General features: G+C 71.0%; 20 protein-coding genes. 15 read left to right on the plus strand and 5 right to left on the minus strand.

Going from position 1 to position 22,304, the window contains the following annotated elements; genetic code table 11:
- Positions 1 to 93 precede the first annotated feature (93 nt).
- The 3 genes from nirB (at position 94) to A4W93_RS14815 (ending at position 4,394) form a co-directional block, all read left to right on the plus strand.
- Positions 94 to 2,622, plus strand: coding sequence for a nitrite reductase large subunit NirB (gene nirB, locus A4W93_RS14805; protein WP_085751327.1), 2,529 nt, complete (start codon positions 94 to 96; stop codon positions 2,620 to 2,622).
- Between the two features lie 21 nt (positions 2,623 to 2,643).
- Positions 2,644 to 2,982 carry a nitrite reductase small subunit NirD gene (gene nirD, locus A4W93_RS14810; protein ID WP_085751328.1) on the plus strand — a complete coding sequence of 113 codons (339 nt, stop codon included), beginning with the start codon at positions 2,644 to 2,646 and terminating at the stop codon, positions 2,980 to 2,982.
- A gap of 113 nt (positions 2,983 to 3,095) precedes the next feature.
- A complete protein-coding gene (locus tag A4W93_RS14815; RefSeq protein ID WP_085751329.1) occupies positions 3,096 to 4,394 on the plus strand; it encodes a nitrate- and nitrite sensing domain-containing protein in 1,299 nt (432 codons plus the stop codon).
- Positions 4,395 to 4,398: 4 nt separating this feature from the next.
- Here A4W93_RS14815 and A4W93_RS14820 read toward each other — a convergent pair whose 3' ends face one another.
- From A4W93_RS14820 to A4W93_RS14835, 4 genes are read right to left on the minus strand one after another with little or no spacing between them, the layout of a single operon-like run.
- Positions 4,399 to 5,322: an ABC transporter permease gene (locus A4W93_RS14820; RefSeq protein ID WP_085751330.1), complete on the minus strand. Its 924-nt coding sequence runs from the start codon at positions 5,320 to 5,322 to the stop codon at positions 4,399 to 4,401.
- Entirely contained in the window at positions 5,319 to 6,374 is a 1,056-nt protein-coding gene (locus A4W93_RS14825) for an ABC transporter permease (RefSeq protein WP_085751331.1), read from the minus strand. Before A4W93_RS14825 ends, A4W93_RS14820 begins: the two co-directional genes overlap by 4 nt.
- Positions 6,364 to 7,890, minus strand: coding sequence for an ABC transporter ATP-binding protein (locus tag A4W93_RS14830; RefSeq protein ID WP_085754184.1), 1,527 nt, complete (start codon positions 7,888 to 7,890; stop codon positions 6,364 to 6,366). Before A4W93_RS14830 ends, A4W93_RS14825 begins: the two co-directional genes overlap by 11 nt.
- A 26-nt stretch (positions 7,891 to 7,916) precedes the next feature.
- Positions 7,917 to 8,903 (minus strand): BMP family protein, encoded by a 987-nt coding sequence (locus tag A4W93_RS14835; protein WP_085751332.1) that lies wholly within the window; start codon positions 8,901 to 8,903, stop codon positions 7,917 to 7,919.
- Positions 8,904 to 8,919: 16 nt separating this feature from the next.
- Here A4W93_RS14835 and A4W93_RS14840 point away from each other — a divergent pair, with 16 nt between their 5' ends.
- From A4W93_RS14840 to A4W93_RS14860, 5 genes are all read left to right on the plus strand, one after another.
- Positions 8,920 to 9,540, plus strand: coding sequence for a GAF domain-containing protein (locus A4W93_RS14840; protein ID WP_320409198.1), 621 nt, complete (start codon positions 8,920 to 8,922; stop codon positions 9,538 to 9,540).
- Positions 9,530 to 9,931 (plus strand): DNA-binding transcriptional response regulator, encoded by a 402-nt coding sequence (locus tag A4W93_RS14845; protein WP_085751334.1) that lies wholly within the window; start codon positions 9,530 to 9,532, stop codon positions 9,929 to 9,931. Before A4W93_RS14840 ends, A4W93_RS14845 begins: the two co-directional genes overlap by 11 nt.
- Before the next feature lie 47 nt (positions 9,932 to 9,978).
- The gene (locus tag A4W93_RS14850) at positions 9,979 to 10,938 is read left to right on the plus strand and encodes a lactate/malate family dehydrogenase (RefSeq protein WP_085751335.1); all 960 of its coding nucleotides are present in this window, start codon (positions 9,979 to 9,981) and stop codon (positions 10,936 to 10,938) included.
- A gap of 136 nt (positions 10,939 to 11,074) precedes the next feature.
- The gene (locus A4W93_RS14855) at positions 11,075 to 12,430 is read left to right on the plus strand and encodes an SWIM zinc finger family protein (protein WP_085751336.1); all 1,356 of its coding nucleotides are present in this window, start codon (positions 11,075 to 11,077) and stop codon (positions 12,428 to 12,430) included.
- Complete coding sequence (locus A4W93_RS14860) at positions 12,427 to 15,141, plus strand: DUF6493 family protein (RefSeq protein WP_085751337.1); 2,715 nt, start codon at positions 12,427 to 12,429, stop codon at positions 15,139 to 15,141. Before A4W93_RS14855 ends, A4W93_RS14860 begins: the two co-directional genes overlap by 4 nt.
- Positions 15,142 to 15,252: 111 nt before the next feature.
- On the opposite strand, the gene A4W93_RS14865 is transcribed toward A4W93_RS14860, so the two are convergent.
- Complete coding sequence (locus A4W93_RS14865) at positions 15,253 to 16,053, minus strand: helix-turn-helix domain-containing protein (protein WP_085751338.1); 801 nt, start codon at positions 16,051 to 16,053, stop codon at positions 15,253 to 15,255.
- Positions 16,054 to 16,139: 86 nt separating this feature from the next.
- Here A4W93_RS14865 and A4W93_RS14870 point away from each other — a divergent pair, with 86 nt between their 5' ends.
- The 7 genes from A4W93_RS14870 (at position 16,140) to A4W93_RS14900 (ending at position 22,300) form a co-directional block, all read left to right on the plus strand.
- Positions 16,140 to 16,889: a class I SAM-dependent methyltransferase gene (locus A4W93_RS14870; protein ID WP_085751339.1), complete on the plus strand. Its 750-nt coding sequence runs from the start codon at positions 16,140 to 16,142 to the stop codon at positions 16,887 to 16,889.
- A 54-nt stretch (positions 16,890 to 16,943) separates the two neighbouring features.
- A complete protein-coding gene (locus A4W93_RS14875) occupies positions 16,944 to 17,861 on the plus strand; it encodes a LysR family transcriptional regulator (RefSeq protein ID WP_085751340.1) in 918 nt (305 codons plus the stop codon).
- A gap of 95 nt (positions 17,862 to 17,956) precedes the next feature.
- Positions 17,957 to 18,928 carry an isopenicillin N synthase family dioxygenase gene (locus tag A4W93_RS14880; protein WP_085751341.1) on the plus strand — a complete coding sequence of 324 codons (972 nt, stop codon included), beginning with the start codon at positions 17,957 to 17,959 and terminating at the stop codon, positions 18,926 to 18,928.
- Positions 18,921 to 19,721, plus strand: a complete 801-nt coding sequence (locus tag A4W93_RS14885) for an alpha/beta fold hydrolase (RefSeq protein ID WP_085751342.1) — start codon at positions 18,921 to 18,923, stop codon at positions 19,719 to 19,721. The genes A4W93_RS14880 and A4W93_RS14885 overlap by 8 nt, the downstream gene beginning before the upstream one ends.
- Positions 19,722 to 19,736: 15 nt before the next feature.
- On the plus strand, positions 19,737 to 20,717 hold the full coding sequence (locus A4W93_RS14890) for an ABC transporter substrate-binding protein (protein ID WP_085751343.1): 981 nt from the start codon (positions 19,737 to 19,739) through the stop codon (positions 20,715 to 20,717).
- A gap of 7 nt (positions 20,718 to 20,724) precedes the next feature.
- Positions 20,725 to 21,531, plus strand: coding sequence for an ABC transporter ATP-binding protein (locus A4W93_RS14895; RefSeq protein ID WP_407081686.1), 807 nt, complete (start codon positions 20,725 to 20,727; stop codon positions 21,529 to 21,531).
- A 7-nt stretch (positions 21,532 to 21,538) separates the two neighbouring features.
- Positions 21,539 to 22,300 (plus strand): ABC transporter permease, encoded by a 762-nt coding sequence (locus A4W93_RS14900; RefSeq protein ID WP_085751345.1) that lies wholly within the window; start codon positions 21,539 to 21,541, stop codon positions 22,298 to 22,300.
- Positions 22,301 to 22,304 lie beyond the last annotated feature (4 nt).

A 22,304-nucleotide genomic window follows, 5' to 3' on the forward strand; every position in this document is an offset into this window, starting at 1 on the left:
TGACGATGGCGGAACCCCGAGCGGCCCGCCTCCCGAGGCGAAGTCGCGACGGCTGTTCCACAGCCAGATCCCCGCGTTCGTGCAGGAAACCTCATGAAAAAGATCGTTGTTGTCGGCCACGGCATGGTGGGCCACAAGTTCCTCGAAAGCCTCGCCGAGACCGGCCTGACCGATGTCCAGGTCACCGTGTTGTGCGAGGAACCGCGTCCTGCCTACGACCGCGTCCACCTCTCCGAATTCTTCGCCGGCAAGTCCGCCGACGACCTCTCGCTCGTCGAACCCGGCTTCTTCGAACGCACCGGCTTCTCGCTGCGCCTCGCGGCCAAGGCCGTGGCCGTCGACCGCATCGGCCACACCGTGACCACCGCCGACGGCGAGGTGCTGCCGTACGACAAGCTCGTGCTGGCCACCGGTTCCAACCCGTTCGTGCCGCCCGTCCCGGGCCGCGACCGCGAGCATTGCTTCGTGTACCGCACCATCGAGGACCTGGAGGCCATGACGGCCTCGGGTGCCAAGTCGAAGACCGGCGTGGTGGTGGGCGGCGGCCTGCTGGGCCTCGAATGCGCGAAGGCGCTGCGCGACCTGGGCCTCGAGACCCACGTCGTCGAGTTCGCCCCGCGCCTGATGGCCGTCCAGGTGGACGAAGGCGGCGGCCGCACGCTGCGCGCGAAGATCGAGGAACTGGGCCTGCACGTGCACACCGGCCGCAACACCGTCGAGATCACCGACGGTGCCCGCGCCCGCCATCGCATGGTGTTCGCCGACGGCACGTACCTCGAGACCGACATGATCGTCTTCTCGGCCGGCATCCGCCCCCGCGACGACCTGGCCCGCCAGTGCGCGCTGGCCATCGGCCCGCGCGGCGGCGTCGTCATCGACAGCAACTGCCGCACGAGCGACCACAACGTCTACGCGATCGGCGAATGCGCCTCGTGGAACGAACAGACCTTCGGCCTCGTGGCCCCGGGCTACGACATGGCCCGCGTGGTGGCCCGCCACATCGCCGGCGACACCGACGCCGCCTTCGTGGGCGCCGACATGAGCACGAAGCTCAAGCTGATGGGCGTGGACGTGGCCAGCATCGGTGACGCCCACGGCCGCACGCCGCACAGCCGCACCTGCCAGTACGTGGACGAGCGCAAGGGCGTCTACAAGAAGATCGTCATCAGCGAGGACGGCAAGCAGCTGCTGGGCGCCGTGCTGGTGGGCGACGCCACCGAATACGGCACGCTGCTGCAGATGGCCCTGAACGGCATCGCGCTGCCGGCCGACCCCGAGTTCCTGATCCTGCCGTCGAGCGACGGCAAGGCCAAGCCGGGCCTGGGCGTGGACGCCTTGCCCGACAGCGCCCAGCTCTGCTCGTGCAACAACGTCACGAAGGGCCGCATCTGCGAGGCGGTGGGCGAGGGCGCCACCACCATCGCCGAGATGAAGGCCTGCACGAAGGCTGGCGCCACCTGCGGCGGCTGCGTGCCGCTCGTCACGCAGGTGATGAAGGTCGAGATGGCCCGCCGCGGCATGGCCGTCAACAACCACGTCTGCGAGCACTTCCCGCACTCGCGCCAGGAGCTGTTCCACCTCGTGCGCGTGGGCGAGATCAAGAGCTTCGATGCGCTGATCCACAAGCACGGCAAGGGCCTCGGCTGCGACATCTGCAAGCCGGTGGCGGCCAGCATCTTCGCGTCCTGCTGGAACGAGTTCGTGCTGAAGAAGGACCTGGCCGGCCTGCAGGACAGCAACGACTACTACCTCGGCAACATCCAGAAGGACGGCACCTATTCGGTGGTGCCGCGCATGCCGGGCGGCGAGGTCACGGCCGACGGCCTGATCGCCGTGGGGCAGATCGCCAAGAAGTACGGTCTCTACACGAAGATCACCGGCGGCCAGCGGGTCGACCTGTTCGGCGCGCGCGTCGAGCAGCTGCCCCCGATCTGGGAGGAACTGATCGCCGCCGGCTTCGAGTCGGGCCATGCGTACGGTAAGTCGCTGCGCACGGTGAAGAGCTGCGTGGGTTCCACGTGGTGCCGCTACGGCGTGGGCGACAGCGTGGGCCTGGCCGTCGAGCTGGAGCACCGCTACAAGGGCCTGCGTTCGCCGCACAAGATCAAGTTCGGCGTCTCCGGCTGCACGCGCGAATGCGCGGAAGCCCAGGGCAAGGACATCGGCGTGATCGCCACCGACAAGGGCTGGAACCTGTACGTCTGCGGCAACGGCGGCATGAAGCCCCGCCACGCCGAGCTGATCGCGTCCGACCTGTCGAAGGAACGCCTGATCCAGCTCATCGACCGCGTGCTGATGTTCTACGTGCGCACGGCCGACCGCCTGCAGCGCACCAGCACGTGGCGCGAGAACCTGGAAGGTGGCCTCGACTACCTGAAGGGGGTCGTGATCGAGGACACCCTCGGCATCGCCGCGGAACTGGAAGCCCAGATGCAGCACGTGGTCGACACGTACCAGTGCGAGTGGAAGACCGCCGTGAACGACCCGGAAACCCGCAAGCGCTTCCGCTCGTTCGTGAACAGCGAACGTCCGGACGAACACATCGTGTTCGTCGAGGAACGCGGCCAGATCCGTCCGGCCCGTCCCGAAGAGCGTTCCACGGCCGCCGTCGCCGAGTCCTGATCCACGCGAGAGGAGATTTTCATGAGCACCACTTCTTCGACCTGGACCGACATCTGCGCGGCCGGCGACATCCTTCCGGGCACCGGCGTGGCCGCCCTCGTGAGCGACCGGCACGTGGCGGTCTTCCGCCTCGACGCCGACCAGTTCTTCGCGATCGACAACGTCGACCCGAAGTCCGGCGCGAGCGTGCTGTCCCGCGGGCTGCTGGGCAACCTGGGCGACCGCATCGTCGTCGCCTCGCCGCTGTTCAAGAACCACTTCGACCTGCGCACCGGGGAGTGCCTCGAGGCGCCGGAGCACTCGGTGCGTGCCCATGCGGTGAGCGTGGAGGACGGGCGGGTCCGCCTCGCGCTGGCCTGAACGCCGCCAGGCCGCACCCCGGGTGCGGCCGAGGGCACACAACGAGGGACAATGGCGACCTGAACGGCACCTTTCGTGGCCGTGACCCGTTGCCTTGATCCAGGAGTGTGTGCATGCCCGACCCAACCCCGCTGTCCGCCTCGCAGTTCGTGCTGCAGGCCCGGCGGTTCGAGATCGATGCCGTCCGCCACCTCGCCCGCCGGGCGGAGCTGGCCGACGTCATCGGCCAGGTGATCCAGGCGCTGCAGCGCGAGCGCGGCGCCTCCAGCCTCTACCTGGCCTCGTCGGGCCAGCGCTTCGGCGAGGTGCGCCGCGCCACCATCGAGCAGGCGCGTCCGCTGGAAGCCCGCTTGCGCGAGCTGTTCGCCGCGCAGCTCGACCCGGCGCAGGGCACCACCGCCGGCATGCTCTCGCTGATGGCCTGGGTGCTGCTGGGCCTCGATTCCCTCGATGAACTCCGTGCGCAGATCGACGCCCAGTCGCTGTCCGCCCACGGTTCGGTGGCCGCGTACAGCCGGCGCATCGCCGGACTGATCGAGCTGGTGGTTCAGGTGGCCGACGCCGCGCTGCTGCCCAGCATCTCGCGCCTGCTGGTCGCCTTCCTCCACCTGGTGCAGACGCAGGAAGCCGCGGGGCAGGAACGGGCGCTGGGGGCGCTGCTGTTCGCCTCGGGCGTGTCGAACGACGTGCAGCAGGAGCGCGTGGTCCACCTGATCGACGCCCAGGAACGCTACCTGAAGGTGTTCTCCGAATTCGCCGCGGCGGACCAGAAGTCCGCCTGGGAGCAGCAGCAACTCGCGCCGGCCGTCGCGCGGCTGGAGCGGCTGCGCCGCACGCTGTGCACCGCCAAGTCCGGCGCCACGCTGGACAGCAACCTCAGCGACACCTGGTTCGAGGTCAGCAGCGCCCGCATCGACCAGCTGTGGCAACTGCAGGTCGAACTGATGAAGCGCCTGCGGGAGGAATGCGAGGCCCGCATCCGCGACGCCGAGCAGGACCTGCACGACGTCGAAGGCCTGCTGCGGCGTGTGCGCGACAACCCGCCGGCCCACGCCCACGCGGTGGACCGGTTCTTCGACGCCGAGGGCAGCCCCGGCGCCGTCCCCGAACTCGTGACCGCGGCGCCCGGCGAATCCGCCTCGCTGCTGGACGTGCTGCAGACCCAGGCCGCGCGCCTGGCCAGCATGGAGCTGGAGCTGGGCTCGGCCCGGCGCGCGCTGCACGAGCGCAAGGTGATCGAGCGGGCCAAGGGGGTGCTGATGTCGCGCCTGCGCATGAACGAGGAAGAGGCCTTCCGCGCGCTGCAGAAGACTTCCATGGACCAGAACCGGCGGCTGCTGGAGGTGGCCGAGGCCACGCTGTCGCTGCCCGATTTCGCTTTCGGGCCGCCGCCGGAGCGGCCGGGGTCCTGAACGGTCAGCGTTCCCCGGCGATGTAGGGCTTCATCAGCGCCTGCGGTGCCCGGGCGCGCCGCGAGGCCACCACCAGGGCCACGATCGACAGCACGTAGGGCAGCATCAGGTAGACCTGGTGGGGCAGGGCGCCCGCATCGGCCTGCTGCAGGCGCAACTGCAGCGCGTCGAAGAAGCCGAAGAGCAGGGCGCCGAGCAGCGCCTTGCCCGGCTGCCAGCCGGCGAACACCACCAGCGCGACACACACCCAGCCGCGCCCGTTCACCATGTTGAAGAAGAACGCGTTGAACGCGGCCAGGGTCAGGAAGGCCCCGGCCACGCCCATCAGCGCGGAGCCGGACACCACCGCCGCATATCGCACGCGCGCCACCGAGATGCCCTGGCTGTCCACCGCCTTCGGGTTCTCGCCTGCCATGCGCAGCGCCAGGCCCGCGGGCGTGCGGTACAGCACCCAGGCCAGCAGCGGCACCAGCACGAGGGCCAGCAGCGTGAGCGGCGTCTGCTCGCGCAGCACGGGGATCGGCAGCCAGTCCATGGGTGCGAATGGCGTGACCGTGGGCGGCGTGCTGACCTTCGGGAAGGCGACGCGGTAGGCGAAGTACGAGAGCGCGGTGGCCAGCATCGTGATGCCGAGTCCCGCGACGTGCTGCGACAGCGCGAGGGTGACGGTGAGGAACGCGTGCAGCACCCCGAACAGCGCGGCCACGCCCGCGGCGACCAGCACGCCGGCCCACAGCGGCAGGCCCAGGAACACCGCGAACCAGCCCGAGAACGCGCCCACCACCATCAGGCCTTCGATGCCGAGGTTCAGCACGCCGGCTCGTTCGTACCACAGCACGCCCAGCGTGCCGAAGACGAGCGGCGTGGCCACGCGCAGCACCGCCACCCAGAACGGGGCGCTGACGAGCAGGTCGAGGACGGTGTTCATCGGGTGTCGAACCTCAGTCGGTAGCGGCTCAGCATGGCGGCGGCCAGCACCGAGAGCAGGGCGCCGGCCACGACGGCGTCGGCCAGGTAGGTGGGCACGCCGGCCTGGCGGCTCATGCTGTCGGCACCGACGAGCACGCCGGCGACGAGCACGCTCGCGGCCACCACGGCCAGCGGGTGCATCCCGGCCAGCATGGCGATCACGATGCCGCTGTAGCCGTAGCCCGGGGACATGTCGAGCGTCACGTAGCCGGCCCGGCCGGCGACCTCCACGGCACCGCCCAGGCCGGCGAGCCCACCCGACAGCAGCGCGACCAGGATCGTCGTGCGCGTGACCGGGACGCCGGCATAGGCAGCGGCGCGGACGTTCGCGCCGGTCGCGCGGATGTCGAAGCCCCAGGTGGTGAACCGCAGCAACGCCCAGAGCCCGAGCGCGGCCGCGAGGCCGATCAGCAGGCCGCTGTGCACCCGGGTCTGCGGCACGAGGCGCGACAGTTCGAGTTCCGGGGGCAGGGCCACGCTCTGCGGCCAGCCGAGCGCGAGCGGGTCCTTCATCGGCCCGTCGAGCAGCGCGCTCACGCCCAGCAGCACGATGAAGTTCAGCAGCAGCGTCGTCACCACCTCGTCGACACCCCACTGCCGCTTCATCAGCGCCGGGCCGAGCAGCAGCAGGGCGCCGACCATGGCGGCAGCCAGCATCATCGCGAGGAACACGGCGGGCGACGGCTCGCCGAGCGCGCCTCCGCCCACCGCCACGGCGGCCATGGCGCCCGCATAGAACTGCCCCTCGGCGCCGATGTTGAAGAGCCTCGCCCGGAACGCGATGGTGGCGGCCAGGCCCGTGAAGATCAGCGGGATGGCGCGCGTGAGGGTCTCGGTGAAGGCGAAGACCGAGCCGAAGGCGCCGTCCAGCACGAGGCCGAACGTGCGGCCCACCGGGGCGCCGGCCACGGCCACGAGTCCGGCGGCCAATGCCATCACGGCCACGAGGGCCAGCACGCCGGCACGCAGCGCGTCGTGCCAGCCCGGGTGGGCGCGGGCTTCAAGGCGCATGGGGCACCTCCGAGGTCTCGCCGGCCATCGCGAGGCCCAACTGTTCCCGGGTCCACGATGCGGTCGCCCGCGCCGTCCCCAGCCGGCCGTGGCTCATCACCGCGATGCGGTCCGCCAGGCGTTCGATCTCGTCGAGGTCGTCGGAGATCAGCAGCACCGCCGCGCCCGCGTCGCGGGCAGAGCGCAGCAGTCCGTGGACGAAGGCGACCGCTCCCACGTCCAACCCCCAGGTGGGCTGGTGGGCCACGATCACACGGGGCAACTGGCCGTCGGCCCGCTGCAGCACCCGCGCGAGCACGAGCTTCTGGATGTTCCCGCCCGACAGCGCGTGCGTGCGCCGGTCGAGCGTGGCGCCGCGCACGTCGAACGCCTTCAGCGCCGCCTGGGCGTAGGCCCGCGCGGCACCGCGGCGCACCCAGCCCCGGCGGGAGAGCACCGGCGTGGCCAGCGCCTCGGCGCACAGGTTCTCCCAGACCGGCAGGTCGCCCACCACACCGACCGATTGGCGATCCTCGGGCACCCGGGCCACCCCATGCCGTGCCACGGCCCGCGGCCCCTCGGGCAGCGGTTCGCCGTCGACCGTCAGGTGTCCCGCGTCGGCCTCGGCCACGCCGGCCAGCACCTCGGCGAGCAAGGCCTGGCCATTGCCGGAGACCCCGGCGATGCCGAGGATCTCACCGGCAGCGATGTCGAACGAGACCCGGTCGAGGCGGGTGCGGATGCCTCGGGCCACGAGGTCCGTCACCACCAGCCGCCTCGGCGCATCGGCAGGGACGGGCGCGCGGGGCACGGGTGCGGTGTCCAGCCCGGCCACGGCCTCGCCCACCATCCAGCGGGCGAGTTCGGCCTTGTTCGTCGCGGCCGTGGCCGCCTCGGCCACGCACCGTCCGGCGCGCAGCACCATCACGCGCCGGGACACGGCCATGACTTCGTCGAGCTTGTGGCTGATGAAGATCACCGCGGTGCCCTGGGCGACGAGCAGGCGCACGGTGGCGAAGAGGCTCTCGCTCTCCTGCGGCGTCAGCACGGCCGTGGGCTCGTCGAGCACCAGCACCCGCGCGCCGCGGTACAGCGCCTTCAGGATCTCGACCCGCTGGCGTTCGCCCACGGACAGGTCGGCCACCCGGGCGCCGGCGTTCACCGACAGACCCGAGGCGCGGGCGACTTCGTCGAGCCGGGCGCGGGCCGCCGCACGCCGCGTGACCAGCGAACCGAGGCGTTCGGTGCCCAGCATCACGTTGTCCAGCACCGTGAGGTTGTCGGCCAGCGTGAAGTGCTGGTGCACCATGCCGATGCCGGCGGCGAGCGCCGCACGGGTGTCCCCGGACGGCAGCGGCCGGCCGGACACCTCCACGGATCCGGCATCGGGCACGCAGTGGCCGAACAGGATGGCCATCAGCGTGGACTTGCCCGCGCCGTTTTCACCGAGCAGTGCGAGCACCTCGCCGGCGTGCAGGTCGAGCGAGACGCCGTCGTTGGCCACCACGTCGCCGAAGCGGCGGGTGATGCCCCGCATGCGCAGCACCGGGGCGAGGTCCCCGGTCAATTGAAGGCGGCCTTGGGCTGGGAGTCGTCGACCTTCACGGCGAACGTGCCGCCCTGGATGGCCTTCTGCTTCGCGTCGACCTTCGCCTTGAGCTCGGCCGGCACCTTCTTCTCGAACGTGCCCAGCGGCGCGAGCGAGGCGCCCTGGTGTTTCATCGTCGAGTAGACACCGTAGTCCTCGGCGGCGAACTTGCCGGCCTTGACGAGCTGCAGCGCGCGGTCGATGGACGGCTCCATGTGCCACAGCGCGGACGCGATCACCGTGTCGGGGTACTGGGCCTGCGTGTCGATCACGTTGCCCACCGCGAGCTTGCCGCGTTCCTTGGCCGCGTCGCTCACGCCGAACCGTTCGGCGTAGAGGATGTCGGCGCCCTTGTCGATCATCGCGAAGGCGGCTTCCTTGGCCTTCGGCGGGTCGAACCACGAGTTGATGAACGTCACCGAGAACTGCACCTTCGGGTTGACCTCGCGCGCGCCGGCCATGAAGGCGTGCATCAGGCGGTTCACTTCGGGAATGGGGAAACCGCCCACCATGCCGATCTTCCCCGACTGCGTCATGCCGCCGGCCACCATGCCGGCGAGGTACGAAGGCTCCTGGATGTAGTTGTCGAACACCGAGAAGTTCGGCGCCTGCGGCTTGCCCGAGCTGCCCATCAGGAAGCCCACCTTCGGGAAGTCCTTCGCGACCTTGCGGATGGCGGCCTCGACCCCGAAGGCCTCGCCGACGATCAGCTGGTTGCCTTGCGTGGCGTACTCGCGGGCGACCCGTTCGTAGTCGGCGTTCGCGACGTTTTCGGTGGCCTTGTACTCGATCTCGCCCCGGGATTCGGCGGCCTTGAGCGCCTTGTGGATCCGGCTGACCCATTGCTGCTCGAACGGCACCGTGTAGATCGCGGCGACCTTGAGCTTCGCCTGGGCGTGGGCGAGGGGGGCGGACAGGCCCAGCAGGGCGGCGGTGACGAGCAGGATGCGGCGGGACGTCATGGGGTGGGGACGGTGGTTGGAGACGCGGCAGGGCACGCAAGGCATGTGCCAGCCTGATCCCGCCGCATGGCCCCGCCGCCGGCGCGGCGATCTCAAGTCGGGCACCGCTTCGTCCGATGATGTCGTCACGATGATTCCCGCTCCAATCCCCAACAACGATGCCCAGCGCCTGCAGGCGTTGTACCAATTGCTGATCCTGGACACCCCGCCCGAGGCGCGGTTCGACCGGATCGTCGCGTTCGCCGCCGACGAGTTCGACATGCCCGTCGCCCAGATCAGCCTGATCGACCACGACCGGCAATGGGCCAAGGCCCGGGTGGGCATCGAGCCGTGCGAGATGCCGCGAGGCAACTCGGTGTGCGGCCATCTCCTCGACAAGCCGCAAGGCCTCGTGGTGCCGGACCTCACCGCCGACGAGCGCTTCCATGACAACACCGTGCTGATCGACGAGGTGGGACTGCGCTTCTACGCCGGGTCGCCGCTCGTGATGCCGGACGGCCACGTGATGGGCGCGCTGTGTGTCATGGACCGCCGGCCTCGGGAATTCGACGCGACGGACCGGGCCATCCTCGACGCCCTGCGGGACCTGGTGGTGATGGAACTGGCGGGGCAAGGGAAGGGCGACGATGCGACATGACACCTTGCCCGGGCTCCTTCTGCTGGAGCCCTATTTCGTGCTGCGCCACACCGTGGCCGCCGTCGCGCGCGAGCTGCGCATCGCCGACATCGTCGAGGCCACGTCGCTCGACAGCGCCACGCAGATGCTCGAGCACCGGTCCTTCGACGCGTGCCTGGTGTCCGTCGGCGACGACCGTCAGGAGTTGGCGCTGATCCAGCGGCTGCGGGATGGCGTGCTGGCTTGTCCGCCGGAGACACCCATCGCGGTCACCGCCGCGACCGTCGACGCCGGACTGGTGCTGGCGTTGAAGGAGATGCACGTCTCGCGCATCGTGCTCAAGCCGTTCAAGGTGAAGGTGATGCTGGAGACGCTGACGAAGATCGTGGCGGACACGGCGAAGGTGGCGTAGCACCAAAAGGCAGTAGGCAGGCGCCGGCCACGGGCGCACACTGGGCCATGCGCCAACCGAAGATCCTCATCGTGGGCGCCGGCGTGGTCGGTGGTACGGCGGCCCTGTTCGCCGCCGTGGCCTTGCCCGGCGCCGAGATCGTCATCGTCGACATCGAGCGCGTGCGGGCCGACGCCCAGGCCCTCGACCTGGCGCATGCCACCGCCTTCTGGGGCCACGACCGCGTGCGCGCCGGCGAGTTCGCGGACGCCCGCGGCGCCGACATCGTCGTGATCACGGCCGGTGTCGGCGTGAAACCCGGGCAGACGCGCCTGGACCTCGTCCAGACCAACGCCCGCATCGCCTGCAGCGTCGTCGACCAGGTCGCCCCCCTCGCGCCAGATGCCATCTACGTCATCGCCACCAACCCCTGCGACCCGCTGACCGCGGTGGTCCGTGCACGGCTCGGCTGCGAACCCGGCCGGGTCATCAGCACCGGCACCTCGCTCGACACCGCCCGGCTGCGGGCGCTGCTGTCACAGCGGCTGGGCGTGGTCCCGTCCGCGATCCACGCCTACGTGCTTGGCGAACACGGTGAATCCGCGCTCATCCACTGGTCCGGCGCCACCGTCGCCGGCATGCCGCTCGACACCTACCTGCAACGCGCCGGCAAGGAACTGGGCCCGCAGAGCAGGGCGCTGCTGCTGCGCTCGGTCCACGAAGCCGCCCGCCAGATCAAGGAAGGCAAGGACGCCACCCAGTACGGCATCGCCAGCGCCATCGGCCGCATTTGCCAGGCCATCGTGCACAACAGCCATCTGATCCTGTCGGTGGGGGTGGTGCAGCCGGAGGTCGAAGGGGTGCCGGATGTCTGTGTGTCGCTGCCGATGGTCATCGATGCGACGGGAGCGCACCTCGTGGCGTATCCGGAACTCGATGCCGTCGAAAGAGAGGCGCTGCGGCAGAGTGCGAGCGTCGTCAAAGAGGTTGCGGTCGGGATGACTGCGTTCGGAGCATTTCCGAATTGAACCTGTTCGACCCCAACAGGGGCGTTTTTCGGTGCAGGAGATGACACCACTCAGGCGGCAGAGACGGCGAGGGCGCTCACGGAGTAGGCACAATGCGACTTGACGCGGGCGGCCGACCCGCGGGGAGAGATCGCCGGTGAGCTCCGTCACCCAGCCGTACCGCTATGCCCACCCGTCCTTCGTCGAGGCCGGCGACCGCCCGAAGCTCGTGCTGGCCACCGCCGACGCGCGGGGCGAGGCCCACCCGCACTTCTTCGAGGGCCGCCTGCTCGCGCCGCGCCTGACCGCCGAACTGCTGACCACGCTGCAGATCGTCGTGGGCAGCCGCTTCTTCACGCCGGCCAACAGCGTGGCGCTCGCCATCGCACTCGCCGACCCGGTCGTCACGGCCGGGGGAGGGCAGCTGCGCTTCGAAGGGTTCTCGTCGTGCGGCAGCGCCTATGCGCGGGTCGACCTGCTGCCCGAAGCGTACGACGGCGAGGTGGTGGGCAAGGGCACCACCAACGTCGACTTCAACGCGCCGATGCGTGCCGCGCTCGCGCAGGTCTCCGACACCCGGGGGCTCGCGATCTCGGTCGGCCGCGACGCGCTGACGCTGCACAGCGGCGACCACGCCGTGGTCGAACGCAAGGTGGCGCTGCCGCTGCGCTGGGTGCGCGGCCTGCTGGAGGTGCAGTCGTACATGGCCTCGATGGTGCCGCGGCTGGACGCGAGTGCCGTCGAGGTGAACCGCTTCATGCGCACCTTGCCGAAGGCGTCGACCTCGCGCACGCCGCTGTGGATCGCACGCGGCCCGGCGGGCCTGATGAGCACCACGCGGCCGGTGGACGCCGGGGTGCGCATCACCGAGATCGCGCGGCTGCGCGTGTTCCAGCCGCTGCTGGCGCGGGCGAAGTCGCTGCGGGTGTACGCCGACCCGGCGGGCCAGGCTTCGGCCTGGGTGCTGGACTTCGGCACGGCCCGCTTCACGCTCGCGGCCAGCGCCGAGACCTGGCGTGGCTTCTCCGGCGAAGGCCAGGCCTTGCGGGCGCTGCTGCGCCATGGCGACGACGGCACCGGCCTCGCGGCGGTGCGGGCGCAGCTGCAATGGGCGCCGTCGCTCGATGCCGACGCACTGGCCGCCCAGGTGGGCCAGCCGCGCGACCAGGTGGAAGACCACCTCCGTGTGCTCGGCGCCAGCGGCCTCGTCGGTTTCGATCTCGCCGAGGGGCGCTATTTCCACCGCGAACTGCCGCTCGACCTGTCGCTGGCCGAGGACCTGCACCCGCGCCTGGGTGACGCGCGCGCGCTGCTGCAGGCCGGCGCCGTGACCCTCACCGGCCGGGCCCCGCTGTCGGCCACGGTCGACAGCCAGGGCGTGCTGCACCAGGTGCGCGAGGCCGACGGCCAGCTGCGCTGCACCTGCCCGTGGTTCGCACGGCACCAGGGCGACCGCGGCCCCTGCAAACACGTCCTCGCGGTCGAAGCCGCCCAGTCCCTCGGAACGCCATGAGCCGCACCTTCGAACCCTCGACCCCGCTCGAACACCGGATCGTCGCCGCCGACCAGAACGCCGTGCTCGCGACGCTGCGTGCCCTGACCGTCGACGAACGGCGCAAGGAACGCGCCGCCGTCGCCCGTCTGTCGAAGCTGATGAAGGCCTCCCGTTTCGAGGATCGGGCGGTGAACGGGGTCAAGTGGGTGGGCCGTCCCACCGACGAGCAGCTGTTTGCCGCCGACACGGCCCTGGCCGTGTGTGGGGACGCTGACGACCTGGCCTCCGCGGGCTGGGTCGCAGGCGATGCCCTCGTGGCGCTGGCCCGCGAGTTCGACCTCCCGGGGCTGTCCGGCTTCGCCGACGCCGCACTGGCCCGCTCCACGTGGCGAATCACCGACGTCCAGGCCTTGGTGGCCGCCGGCCTGATCCCCCGGCCCGATTCCGATGCCTACGCCCTCGGGCTGCTGGCACTCGCCGACCGCTGCCGAGGCCGCGGCCGCGGCGAGATCTTCGAGACGTATTTCACCGCCGACCCCGGCCTCGCCGACGTGGCGTTGCGGGTGCTCGACGTCGAAGGCACGCCGGAGCTGAACCTGGCGAGCCTCGACAAGTACGCAGCGAACTACTGGGGGCCGAAGCTGCTCTCGTTGTGCGCCGAGGGACGCTTCTCCCGGGACACCTTGCTGTCGCGGGTGCTCGGCACGTTGTCGCGCGACTGGCCGCAGTTCCGCGCCGGCTGGTTCTCCCGGTTCCACGGCGAGATCGCTCCCACGCCGGCCGAGATGGCGCCGCATACTGCGCGGTACCTTGCGCTGCTGTCGAGCCGCATCCCTCCCACCGTGACCCTCGCGCTGGAGGCCGTCTCCGCGCTGGACGCCGCCGGACACCTCGACGCCGCCGACCTCGCGCGGGCGCTGGTGCCGGTGATGGCCTCGGGCAACAAGAAGCAGCTGGATGCTGCGCTGAAGCGCTTCGATGCGATCGTGGCGCGTGACCCCGGTCTTCGCGAGACCGCCGCGCTCGCCGTGTGCGGCGGTCTCGTGCTCGACGCACCGGACCTGCTGAAGAAGATCCTCGACCGGGTCGAGGCCTGGGGTGTGACGGACGCCGTGCGTGTGGAACTCGAAGCCCACGCGCCGGGCATCGCGGCCAGCCAGCGGGCCCGCGTGGCGGCGCTGCTCGGCGAGGCGGCTCCGGCCGCATCCGTGCAGCCCGCGTCTGCCGTGCCCGCGGTGACGATCACGGTGCTCGATCCCTCCCGCCGTCTCGCGACGCCGCAGGATGTGCTCCGCCTCGTCGAGGCCGTGGCCCACGTCTTCGAACACGGCACCGACGTCGACACCTTCGAACAGGTGGCGGCGGCACTCGTGCAGCGGGCGCCACTGTCCGAGGACATGATCCCGGCCTTCGGTCCGGTGATGCGCCGCGCCGGCCGGGTTCGCACGCCCATCGCGGCCGAACTCGCGCGGCTGCTGGTGTTCGTGGTGGAAGGTCGCCTCACGCACCGCGCTGCGTTCACCGACCTGGGCGAGAGCCCGCTGTACGGTGTGCTCGGAGACCGCATCGACGGATTCATCGCACTGGCGGCCCAGGGCCACGGCCTCGTGCCCCTCGCGTCACCCACCCACCGGCGCGGGGTCATCGACCCGGCCGTGCTGGTCGAGCGGGTGCGCCTGCACGTGGGGAAGGGCGCCGAGTCACCGGTGGACGAACAGGCGCTGGCCCTGCTGAGGCTGGCACCGGGCGCCGACGCCGGCGTGCGCCTCGCGGCACGTGCGCTGGCCGACACGCCCTTCACGCGGGCGCTGCGCCACGCGCTCGGTGACGACGTGGCCACCGACGGCGACCCGATGCTGTGGGCCGCCGCCGCACGCGCACGCCACCCCGGCACCGACGATCCGGCCCTGTCGCCCGTGTTGCCGGACGATCCCGACGGCGCGCGGGTGGCGGCCTACAGCTGGCGCATCCACCACCGGACTCACGCAGAGTACGACACCTACCATTTCGTCGACCTCATGGTGGACGTGGAGCCGGCTCGCCAGGCCCGGCCGATGCCCCTCGCGAGCCGGCGCCATCCCGACCCCGACCCGGAATTGCCGTACTACCGGACCTGGGGCTGGCTGAGCTTCTCCGGCCAGGACGAAGGCCTCGTGCACCTGTCGGCCGCAATCGTGCCGAGCGACCTGTCCGCCCATTTCGCCGAAGGCGCACGCGCCATCGGCAACAACCTCGACTGGAGCGAGGCCCGATGGCAGGACCGCGCCTACCTGGCACCGCTGCTGGACCCCACGGTGCCGCCAGGCCCGATGGCCCAACTGCTGCTGGCCGTGGCCCTTGCGGGCCGCGAACCGGGGCAGACCGCGCTGGCGGTGGACGCATTCGTCGCGATGTGGGCCACCGGCCGCCTCGACGAGGCCGGCCTGCAGGAGACGATGACACGCCTGCTGGCCGAGGGCGGTGTCAAGGCGGCCCGGTGGCGCAAGAGCTTCGAAGCCACGCTGCGCATCGAACCGGCGATGGCCGACACCGTGATCCGGCTCGTCACGGCCTTGTTGCGTGCGCGTCCCGAAGAGCCGCCGAAGGACACGGCCGGGCTGCTGGAACTGCTGAACGAACAGCTCGCGGCCACCGGGACTGCGCTGGATGCGGAAGGCCGGGCGGCTGTCGCAGCCCTGGTGCTGGGCGGGCGGGGCAAGGTGCTGCAGAAGGCGTTGCTGGCTGCCTGAGGTTGGCGCCGACAGCCAGGGCTTGGGACGCTGATCGGATAGTTTACATAACGCACATTGTAGGCATTTCATACATCACCAATGCCAACCAAGCGGCGGCCTCAGCGCCCCTCAGGTCAGCAACACGACCTTGTGCTCCGGTGAGTTCGCGACCTGCAACGTCAACTGCCTGAACGCCACCCGCCCCTGGACCGGATGCAGGAACACCCGTTCGCCCCCTTCACGCGCCAGCACGTCCTGGCCCGACCAGAACCGGTCGAAGTCGGGGCTGGCCCGGCGCAGCGTGGCCACCTGGGTCCGCGTGGCTTTCTCCTGGAGTCCGGCCCGGCGGTCGGCCCGGAACTCGGCGACGAGTCGGCGGGCGCGTTCGGGCCAGTCCGCGATGAATGTCCGTGCGTCCGGGTCGAGGAACATGTAGTTCAGCAGGTTTCGCTCGGTGGCCTGCTTGCCGAGCCAGCGCTCGAAGAGCGCGGCGGCGGGCTTGTTCCAGGCGACTGCGTTCCACTCGGCGTCGAGCACGTACGCAGGCGACCGGAACCTCGCCACGGCCTCGGCGAGCGACGCCCTCAGCGCCGCCGCGGCGGCCTCGCCGGGAGTCACGTCGCCGGAGGCGGGATCGCGCACCGCCGCCAGGTCGAACAGGTACGCCCGCTCCGCGGGGTTCAGCGACAGCGACTTCGCCAGCGCGGCCAGGGTGCCGGCCGACAGTGACAGTGCGCGGCCCTGTTCGATCCACGTGAGCCAGGTCGGGCTGATGCCGCACAGCGCGGCCAGTTCCTCCCGGCGCAGGCCCTTGGCACGGCGACGGAAGCCCGGTGGCAGGCCGACGGACTGGGGTGTGATGCGTTCGCGGTGGTTGCGGACGAACTCGCCGAGCAGGGTGGCCGATGCGGCAGCGGACGGGGTGGTCATGGCAGTGGTAATACCAGTATGAGCAGTTGTCTTGTACCAGGATCGGAGTCGCCCGATGATGCCATCTCCCCAGCCCTGGAGTCCCCATGATTTCCCATGACCAACACGTCGACCGCCAGTTCGGCCCCGTTGCCGCCGCCTACCTCTCGAGCCCTGTCCACGCCCAGGGCGCCGACCTCGCAAAGACCGCGGCGCTGCTGCGGGGCGCGGGCCGGGTCCTGGACGTGGGCTGTGGCGCCGGCCACCTGAGCTTCGCGGTGGCGCCCGGCGTGGGCCAGGTCGTCGCGAGCGACCTCTCGCCCGGCATGCTCGACGCCGTGCGCGACGAGGCGCAACGGCGCGGCCTCGCGAACCTGACCACGCAGCAGGCCTCCGCCGAAGCCCTGCCCTTCGCCGACGCCAGCTTCGACGCGGTGTGCACGCGCTACAGCGCCCACCACTGGGCCGACCTCGCCGCGGGCCTCGCGGAAATCCGCCGCGTGCTCAAGCCGGGCGGCCGCCTCGTCGTGATCGACATCGTGTCCCCCGACGACCCGCTGCTCGACTCGCACCTCCAGACCCTCGAACTGCTGCGCGACGCGTCCCACGTGCGCGACCATTCCATCGCCCAGTGGGACGCCCACCTCGATCAAGCCGGGTTCTCCATCGCGTACCAGGAGGCCTGGCCGCTGCCGATGCAGTTCGACAGCTGGGTGGCGCGCATGCGCACGCCGGCCGACCGCGTGGCGGTGCTGCGCGGGCTGCTCAAGCAGGCGCCGGCCGAGGTGCGGCGGCACTTCAACGTGCAGGCCGACGACTCGTTCGACATCGAGGCAGCGATGCTGGTGTGCGCCTGACCCGTCGGGCGTGAGAGCATCGGGACGTCGTCCCCCGCAGTTCCCACCGTCCCGATGCACATCCACGCCCGCGCCCTCGCGTACTTCGACATGATCCGCCGCAGCGGTTCGATCCGCGAGGCGGCCCGCCGCCTGCACCTCGCGTCCTCGGCGGTGAATCGCCAGCTGCTGCAGCTCGAGGAGCAGGTGGGCGCCCCGCTCTTCGAGCGCATGCCCACCGGCCTCAAGCTCACCGCGGCGGGCGAGGTGTTCTCCCGTCACGTGATCACGGTGCTGCAGGACGAGCGCCGCATGGTGGGCGAGCTCGAGATGCTCCGTGGCATCCGCCGCGGTGCGCTCAGCGTGATGTCCGTCGAGGGCCTCAACGCCGACCTGCTGCCGGCCTGCCTCGAACGCATGCTGACGCGCTACCCGACGATCCAGATCCACGCGCGCTCCGCCGGCTCGGCGCAGACGGCCACGGCGGTGACCGATGGCGATGCCGACGTCGCCATCGGCTTCTCGCTCGCCCGCAACGAGACGCTGCGCCAGTGCGCCGTGGGCCAGTTCGCCCTCGGCGCCGTGGTGCGGGCCGACCATCCGATCGCGGAGCTGCCCCACGTCGGGTTCGCCGAATGCGCGCGCTATCCGCTGATCCTCGCGTCGCCGGAGCTGTCGATCCACGCGCAGATGAAACCGGTGCTGGCCCACCACAAGCGCGCGCTGACCGTGCTGCTGGAGACGGCGTCGATCGAGCTCGCGAAGACCCTCGCCGGCCGTGGCCTCGGCATCGCCTTCCAGACCCGGCTGGGCCTGGAGCGCGAACTCGCCGAGGGCCGCCTGGTGCACGTTCCGCTGAAGTCACCCGGCCGGCTGCTGACCGAGCTGGGCGTCTACGTGCGCGCCGGCCGCACCCTGCCCCCGGCGCTCGACGCCTTCATCCGCATCGTGGCCGAGGAGATCGAGCGGCGGGAGGCCGAGGAATCCGCCTGATGCCGTTTCGGCAGCACCCCGAGCCAAACTCTGCGCTATCGCGCTCACCCCCGAATTCCTAGACTGCGTCGCATCGACCCGATGACTTCGCAGCCATGTCCCCTCTTCCCACCTCCGCCCCCCTCGGCCTGCCCCTGATCGACGTGGGCCCGCTGCGGGACGGTGACACTGCCGCCCGCGCCGGTGTCGCCCGCGCGCTGCGCGCCGCGTGCGAGGAGCGCGGCTTCTTCTACATCCACAACCACGGCGTGCCGGAGGCGCTGATCGCCGAGGTGTTCGCGGCCACCGAGGCCTTCTTCGACCAGCCGATGAGCGCGAAGCTCGCGCTCGACAAGTCGCTGTCGGCCTGCAGCCGCGGCTACGAGCCGCTGCGGGCTCAGACGCTCGAAGCCGGCGCCCCGCCCGATCTGAAGGAGAGCTTCTACCTCGGCGAGGAAGTGCCCTCCGACGACCCGCGGGTGCGGGCCGGCCGCTTCAACATGGGCCCGAACCAGTGGCCCGCCGACCTGCCCGGCTTCCGCGAGACGATGACGACGTACTTCGAGACGGCGCACGCGCTCGGCGCGACCATCGTGCGCGCGCTCGCCGAATCGCTCGACCTGCCCGCCGGCCATTTCGAGGGCTACCTGACCGAGGCCGCCGCCACGCTGCGCCTGCTGCATTACCCGCCCCAGCCGGGCAACCCGTCGCCCGGAGAGAAGGGCTGCGGCGAACACACCGACTTCGGCGGCGTCACGCTGCTGCTGCAGGACGACTCCGGCGGCCTGCAGGTGCGCGACGCCGCCGCCGGCCGCTGGATCGACGCGCCGCCGGTGCCGGGCACCTACGTCGTCAACATCGGCGACCTCTTCGCCCGCTGGACCAACGGCCGCTACCACTCGACGCTGCACCGGGTCATCAACGTCTCCGGCCGCGAGCGCCATTCGGTCCCGTTCTTCTTCACCGGCAACCCGATGCACCTCGTCGAATGCCTGCCCACGTGCCTCGCCGACGGCGAGTCGCCGAAGTTCCCGCCGGTCACCGTCGAGGAACACCTGAAGGCCTGCTACCGCCGCACCTATGGCTGAGCGCGACCCCACCAAGCACCTCGTGCTGGTGCACGGCGCGTGGCAGGGACGGTGGTCCTTCGCCGCGTGGACGCCGATGCTGGAAGCCGCTGGCTGGCACGTGCACGCGGTGGACCTGCCCGGCAACGGCTGGGGCCCGCAGGGCCACGCGCCGGCCAGCCTCGCGCACTACACCGCCCACGTCGCCGGCCTCGTCGTCTCGCTCGGCCGCCCCGCCGTCGTGCTGGGCCACAGCGGCGGCGGCATCACGGCCTCGCAGGTGGCCGAGGCGCTGCCCGACCGCGTCACCGCGCTCGTGTACCTGGCCGGGATGATGCTGCCGTCCGGTGTCTCGTTCGTGGACCTGGTGCACGGCGTCGCGACCGCCGACCCCGGCGCCGAGGTGGCCGGCATCTCGCCGTTCCTCGATCACGACACCGCGGCCGACACCACCACCGTCCGCCCGGAAGGCGCCCTCGCCTGTTTCGTGCAGGACTGCGACCCGTCCGCCGCCCGCGACGCCATCGCGCTGCTGCGCCCCCAGCCGGAGAGCGGCCGGCGCATGGTCAACCGACTCTCCGCCGAACGCTTCGGCCGCGTGCCGCGGGTGTACGTCGAATGCACGCAGGACCGCTCCGTCACGCCGCCGCTGCAGCACGAGATGTTGCGGCTGACGCCCGGAACGAAACACCTTTCGCTGGACTGCGGTCACGTGCCCCAGCTCGCGCAGCCGGAACGGCTGACCCGCCTCCTCGTGCCCGAACTCGATGCGCTGCATGCGCGCCGCCTGCTCACCCTCCCGCCCACCCACTGACCCGCCACCACCGCCATGAACCTGCGCCCCCTCCTCGCCTCCCTCGCCCTCGCGGCCCTCGGGTCGGCCCACGCCGCCGAAAAACTCACCGTGCAGCTCGACTGGCTGCCCGGCGGGGACAAGAGCTTCGTCTACGCCGGCCTCAAGCAGGGCTACTTCGCCGCCGAGGGGCTCGACGTGACCATCCTCCCGGGCCGCGGTTCGGCCGACGCGATCACGAAGGTGGGCTCCGGTGCGGCCGACGTCGGCTTCGGCGGCATCTCGGCGCTGATGATGGCCGCAGCCGAAGGCGGCGTGCCGGTCAAGGCCGTGATGTCGCTGTACTCGAAGCAGCCCGACTCGCTGTTCACGACCCCGGGCAGCGGCATCAAGTCGCTGAAGGACGTGGCCGGCAAGACCGTGGCCACGTCCACCTTCTCGTCGTCGAACTCGCTGTGGCCCGTGGTGCTCGAGAGCAACGGCATCGACCCGTCCAAGGTCAAGCTGCTGAAGGTGGACCCGAGCACCCTCGCGCCCATGCTCGCGCAGGGCCGCGTCGACGCGACGATCAACTGGGTCACCGTGGCCCCGGCCGTGCAGAGCGTGCTGAAGCAGGCCGGCAAGGACCTCGTCGTGGTGCCCTGGACCTCGTACGGCCTCGACGGCTACGGCTGGTCGGCGATGGCGAGCGACAAGCTGATCAAGGAGCGGCCCGACACCCTCAAGCGTTACCTGCGCGCGCTCAACAAGGCCCTGCAGTTCGCCATCGCGAACCCGGACAAGGCCGCCGCCGACCTGAAGTCGGTGGTGCCCGAGGCCGACGTGGCGGTGATCGCCGCCGAGTTCCGCTCGTCGATCCCGCTGCTGCAGAACGAGATCACCCAGCGCGAAGGGTTCGGCAAGTTCGAGCCGAAGCTGCTCGCCGCCACGTGGGGCTGGGTCGCGAAGTCGATGGACTATGCGCCGGCCAAGGTCGACCCCGAGAAGCTCGTCGACCGCTCGTTCCTCGGCAAGTGATCCCCACGTGAGCGCCGTCCCCGCCCCCACGGCCTCGAACGCCGGGCTCGTCATCGAGTTCGCCGGCGTCGGCCAGACCTTCACGTCCAGCGACGGCAGCCCCGTCGTGGCGCTGCAGGACGTGAACCTCGGCTTGCGCCGCCACGAGTTCGTCTCGGTGATCGGGCCGTCGGGCTGCGGCAAGTCGACCTTGCTGCGGCTCGTGGGCGGGCTGCTCAGGCCCACGTCCGGCACGGTCTCGATCTTCGGCATGCCGGTGACCGAGCCGCGCGACGAGATCGGGTTCGCGTTCCAGAGGCCCACGCTGCTGCCCTGGCTCGACGTGCTCGACAACGTGACGTTCCCGATGCGCCACAAGTACGGCCGCGTCGACGCCCGCGACACCGCGCGGGCGCAGGAGCTGCTGGCGGTGACGGGACTCGCCGACTTCGCCCGCAAGCGGCCGGCCGAGCTGTCGGGCGGGATGCAGCAACGCGTGGCCATCGCCCGGGCGCTGCTGCACGACCCCGACATCCTGCTGATGGACGAGCCGTTCTCTGCACTCGACGCGCTGACCCGCGACGAGATGAGCTTCGAGCTGCTGCGCATCTGGTCCGAGCGGCCGAAGACGGTGGTGTTCGTCACCCACTCGATCCAGGAGGCCCTGCTGCTGTCCGACCGCATCGTCGTGATGAGCGCCCGGCCGGGGCGCGTGGCCGAGATCATCGACGTGCCGCTGCCCCGGCCCCGCAACCTCGCGACGCTGTCCGACCCCGTGTTCACGCACCTCGCCAACGAGATCCGCGTGAAGGTGTTCTCGCGCAAACCCGAGTAAGGCCGCCATGAAGTCCCTGCTCAACCGCCACGCCTCGCTGCTGGCGTTCGCCGTCGTGCTGCTGTGCTGGGAGGCCGGCTGCCGGGTCTTCCAGGTCCCGGTGTTCGTGCTGCCGGCGCCCAGCGCGATCGTGATCTCGGCGATCGACCTGGGCCTGCCCCGCTGGCTCGAACACCTGGCCGCCACGCTGCAGGTCGCGCTCCTCGGCTATGCCGCGGCCATCGCGATCGCGCTGCCGCTCGCCATCGGCATCACGAAGTCGCCACTGCTGTCGCGCACGCTGATGCCCTGGCTCGTGGTCGTGCAGTCGACGCCCATCGTCGCCATCGCGCCCATCATCGTCGTGACGCTCGGCGCGGGCACGCTGCCGCGGGTGGTCATCACGACGCTGATCGCGTTCTTCCCGCTCGTGATCTCGACGGCCACCGGCCTCGCCGCGGCGCCGGCCGAGCTGATCGAGCTGTCGCGCTCCCTGCGCGCGCCGCGCTGGCGCGAGTACACGCAGATCCGCCTGCCCTATGCCGTGCCGTACGTGTTCGCCGCGCTGAAGGTCGCCATCACGCTCGCGGTGATCGGCGCCGTCGTCGCCGAGTTCGTCGCCGCGGAAAAGGGCCTCGGCTACCTGATCCTCTTCGCCACGTCGTCCTTCAAGGTGCCGGTGGCCTTCGCCGCGCTCGCGCTGCTCGTCAGCTGCAGCCTGCTGCTGTACGCGCTGATTGTCTGGCTGCACCGGCGCCTCTTCCCGTGGAGCCTGTCGGCTCCGAACTGAAAGG

The sequence above is a fragment of the Piscinibacter gummiphilus genome (assembly GCF_002116905.1).
Lineage (GTDB): Bacteria > Pseudomonadota > Gammaproteobacteria > Burkholderiales > Burkholderiaceae_C > Rhizobacter > Rhizobacter gummiphilus.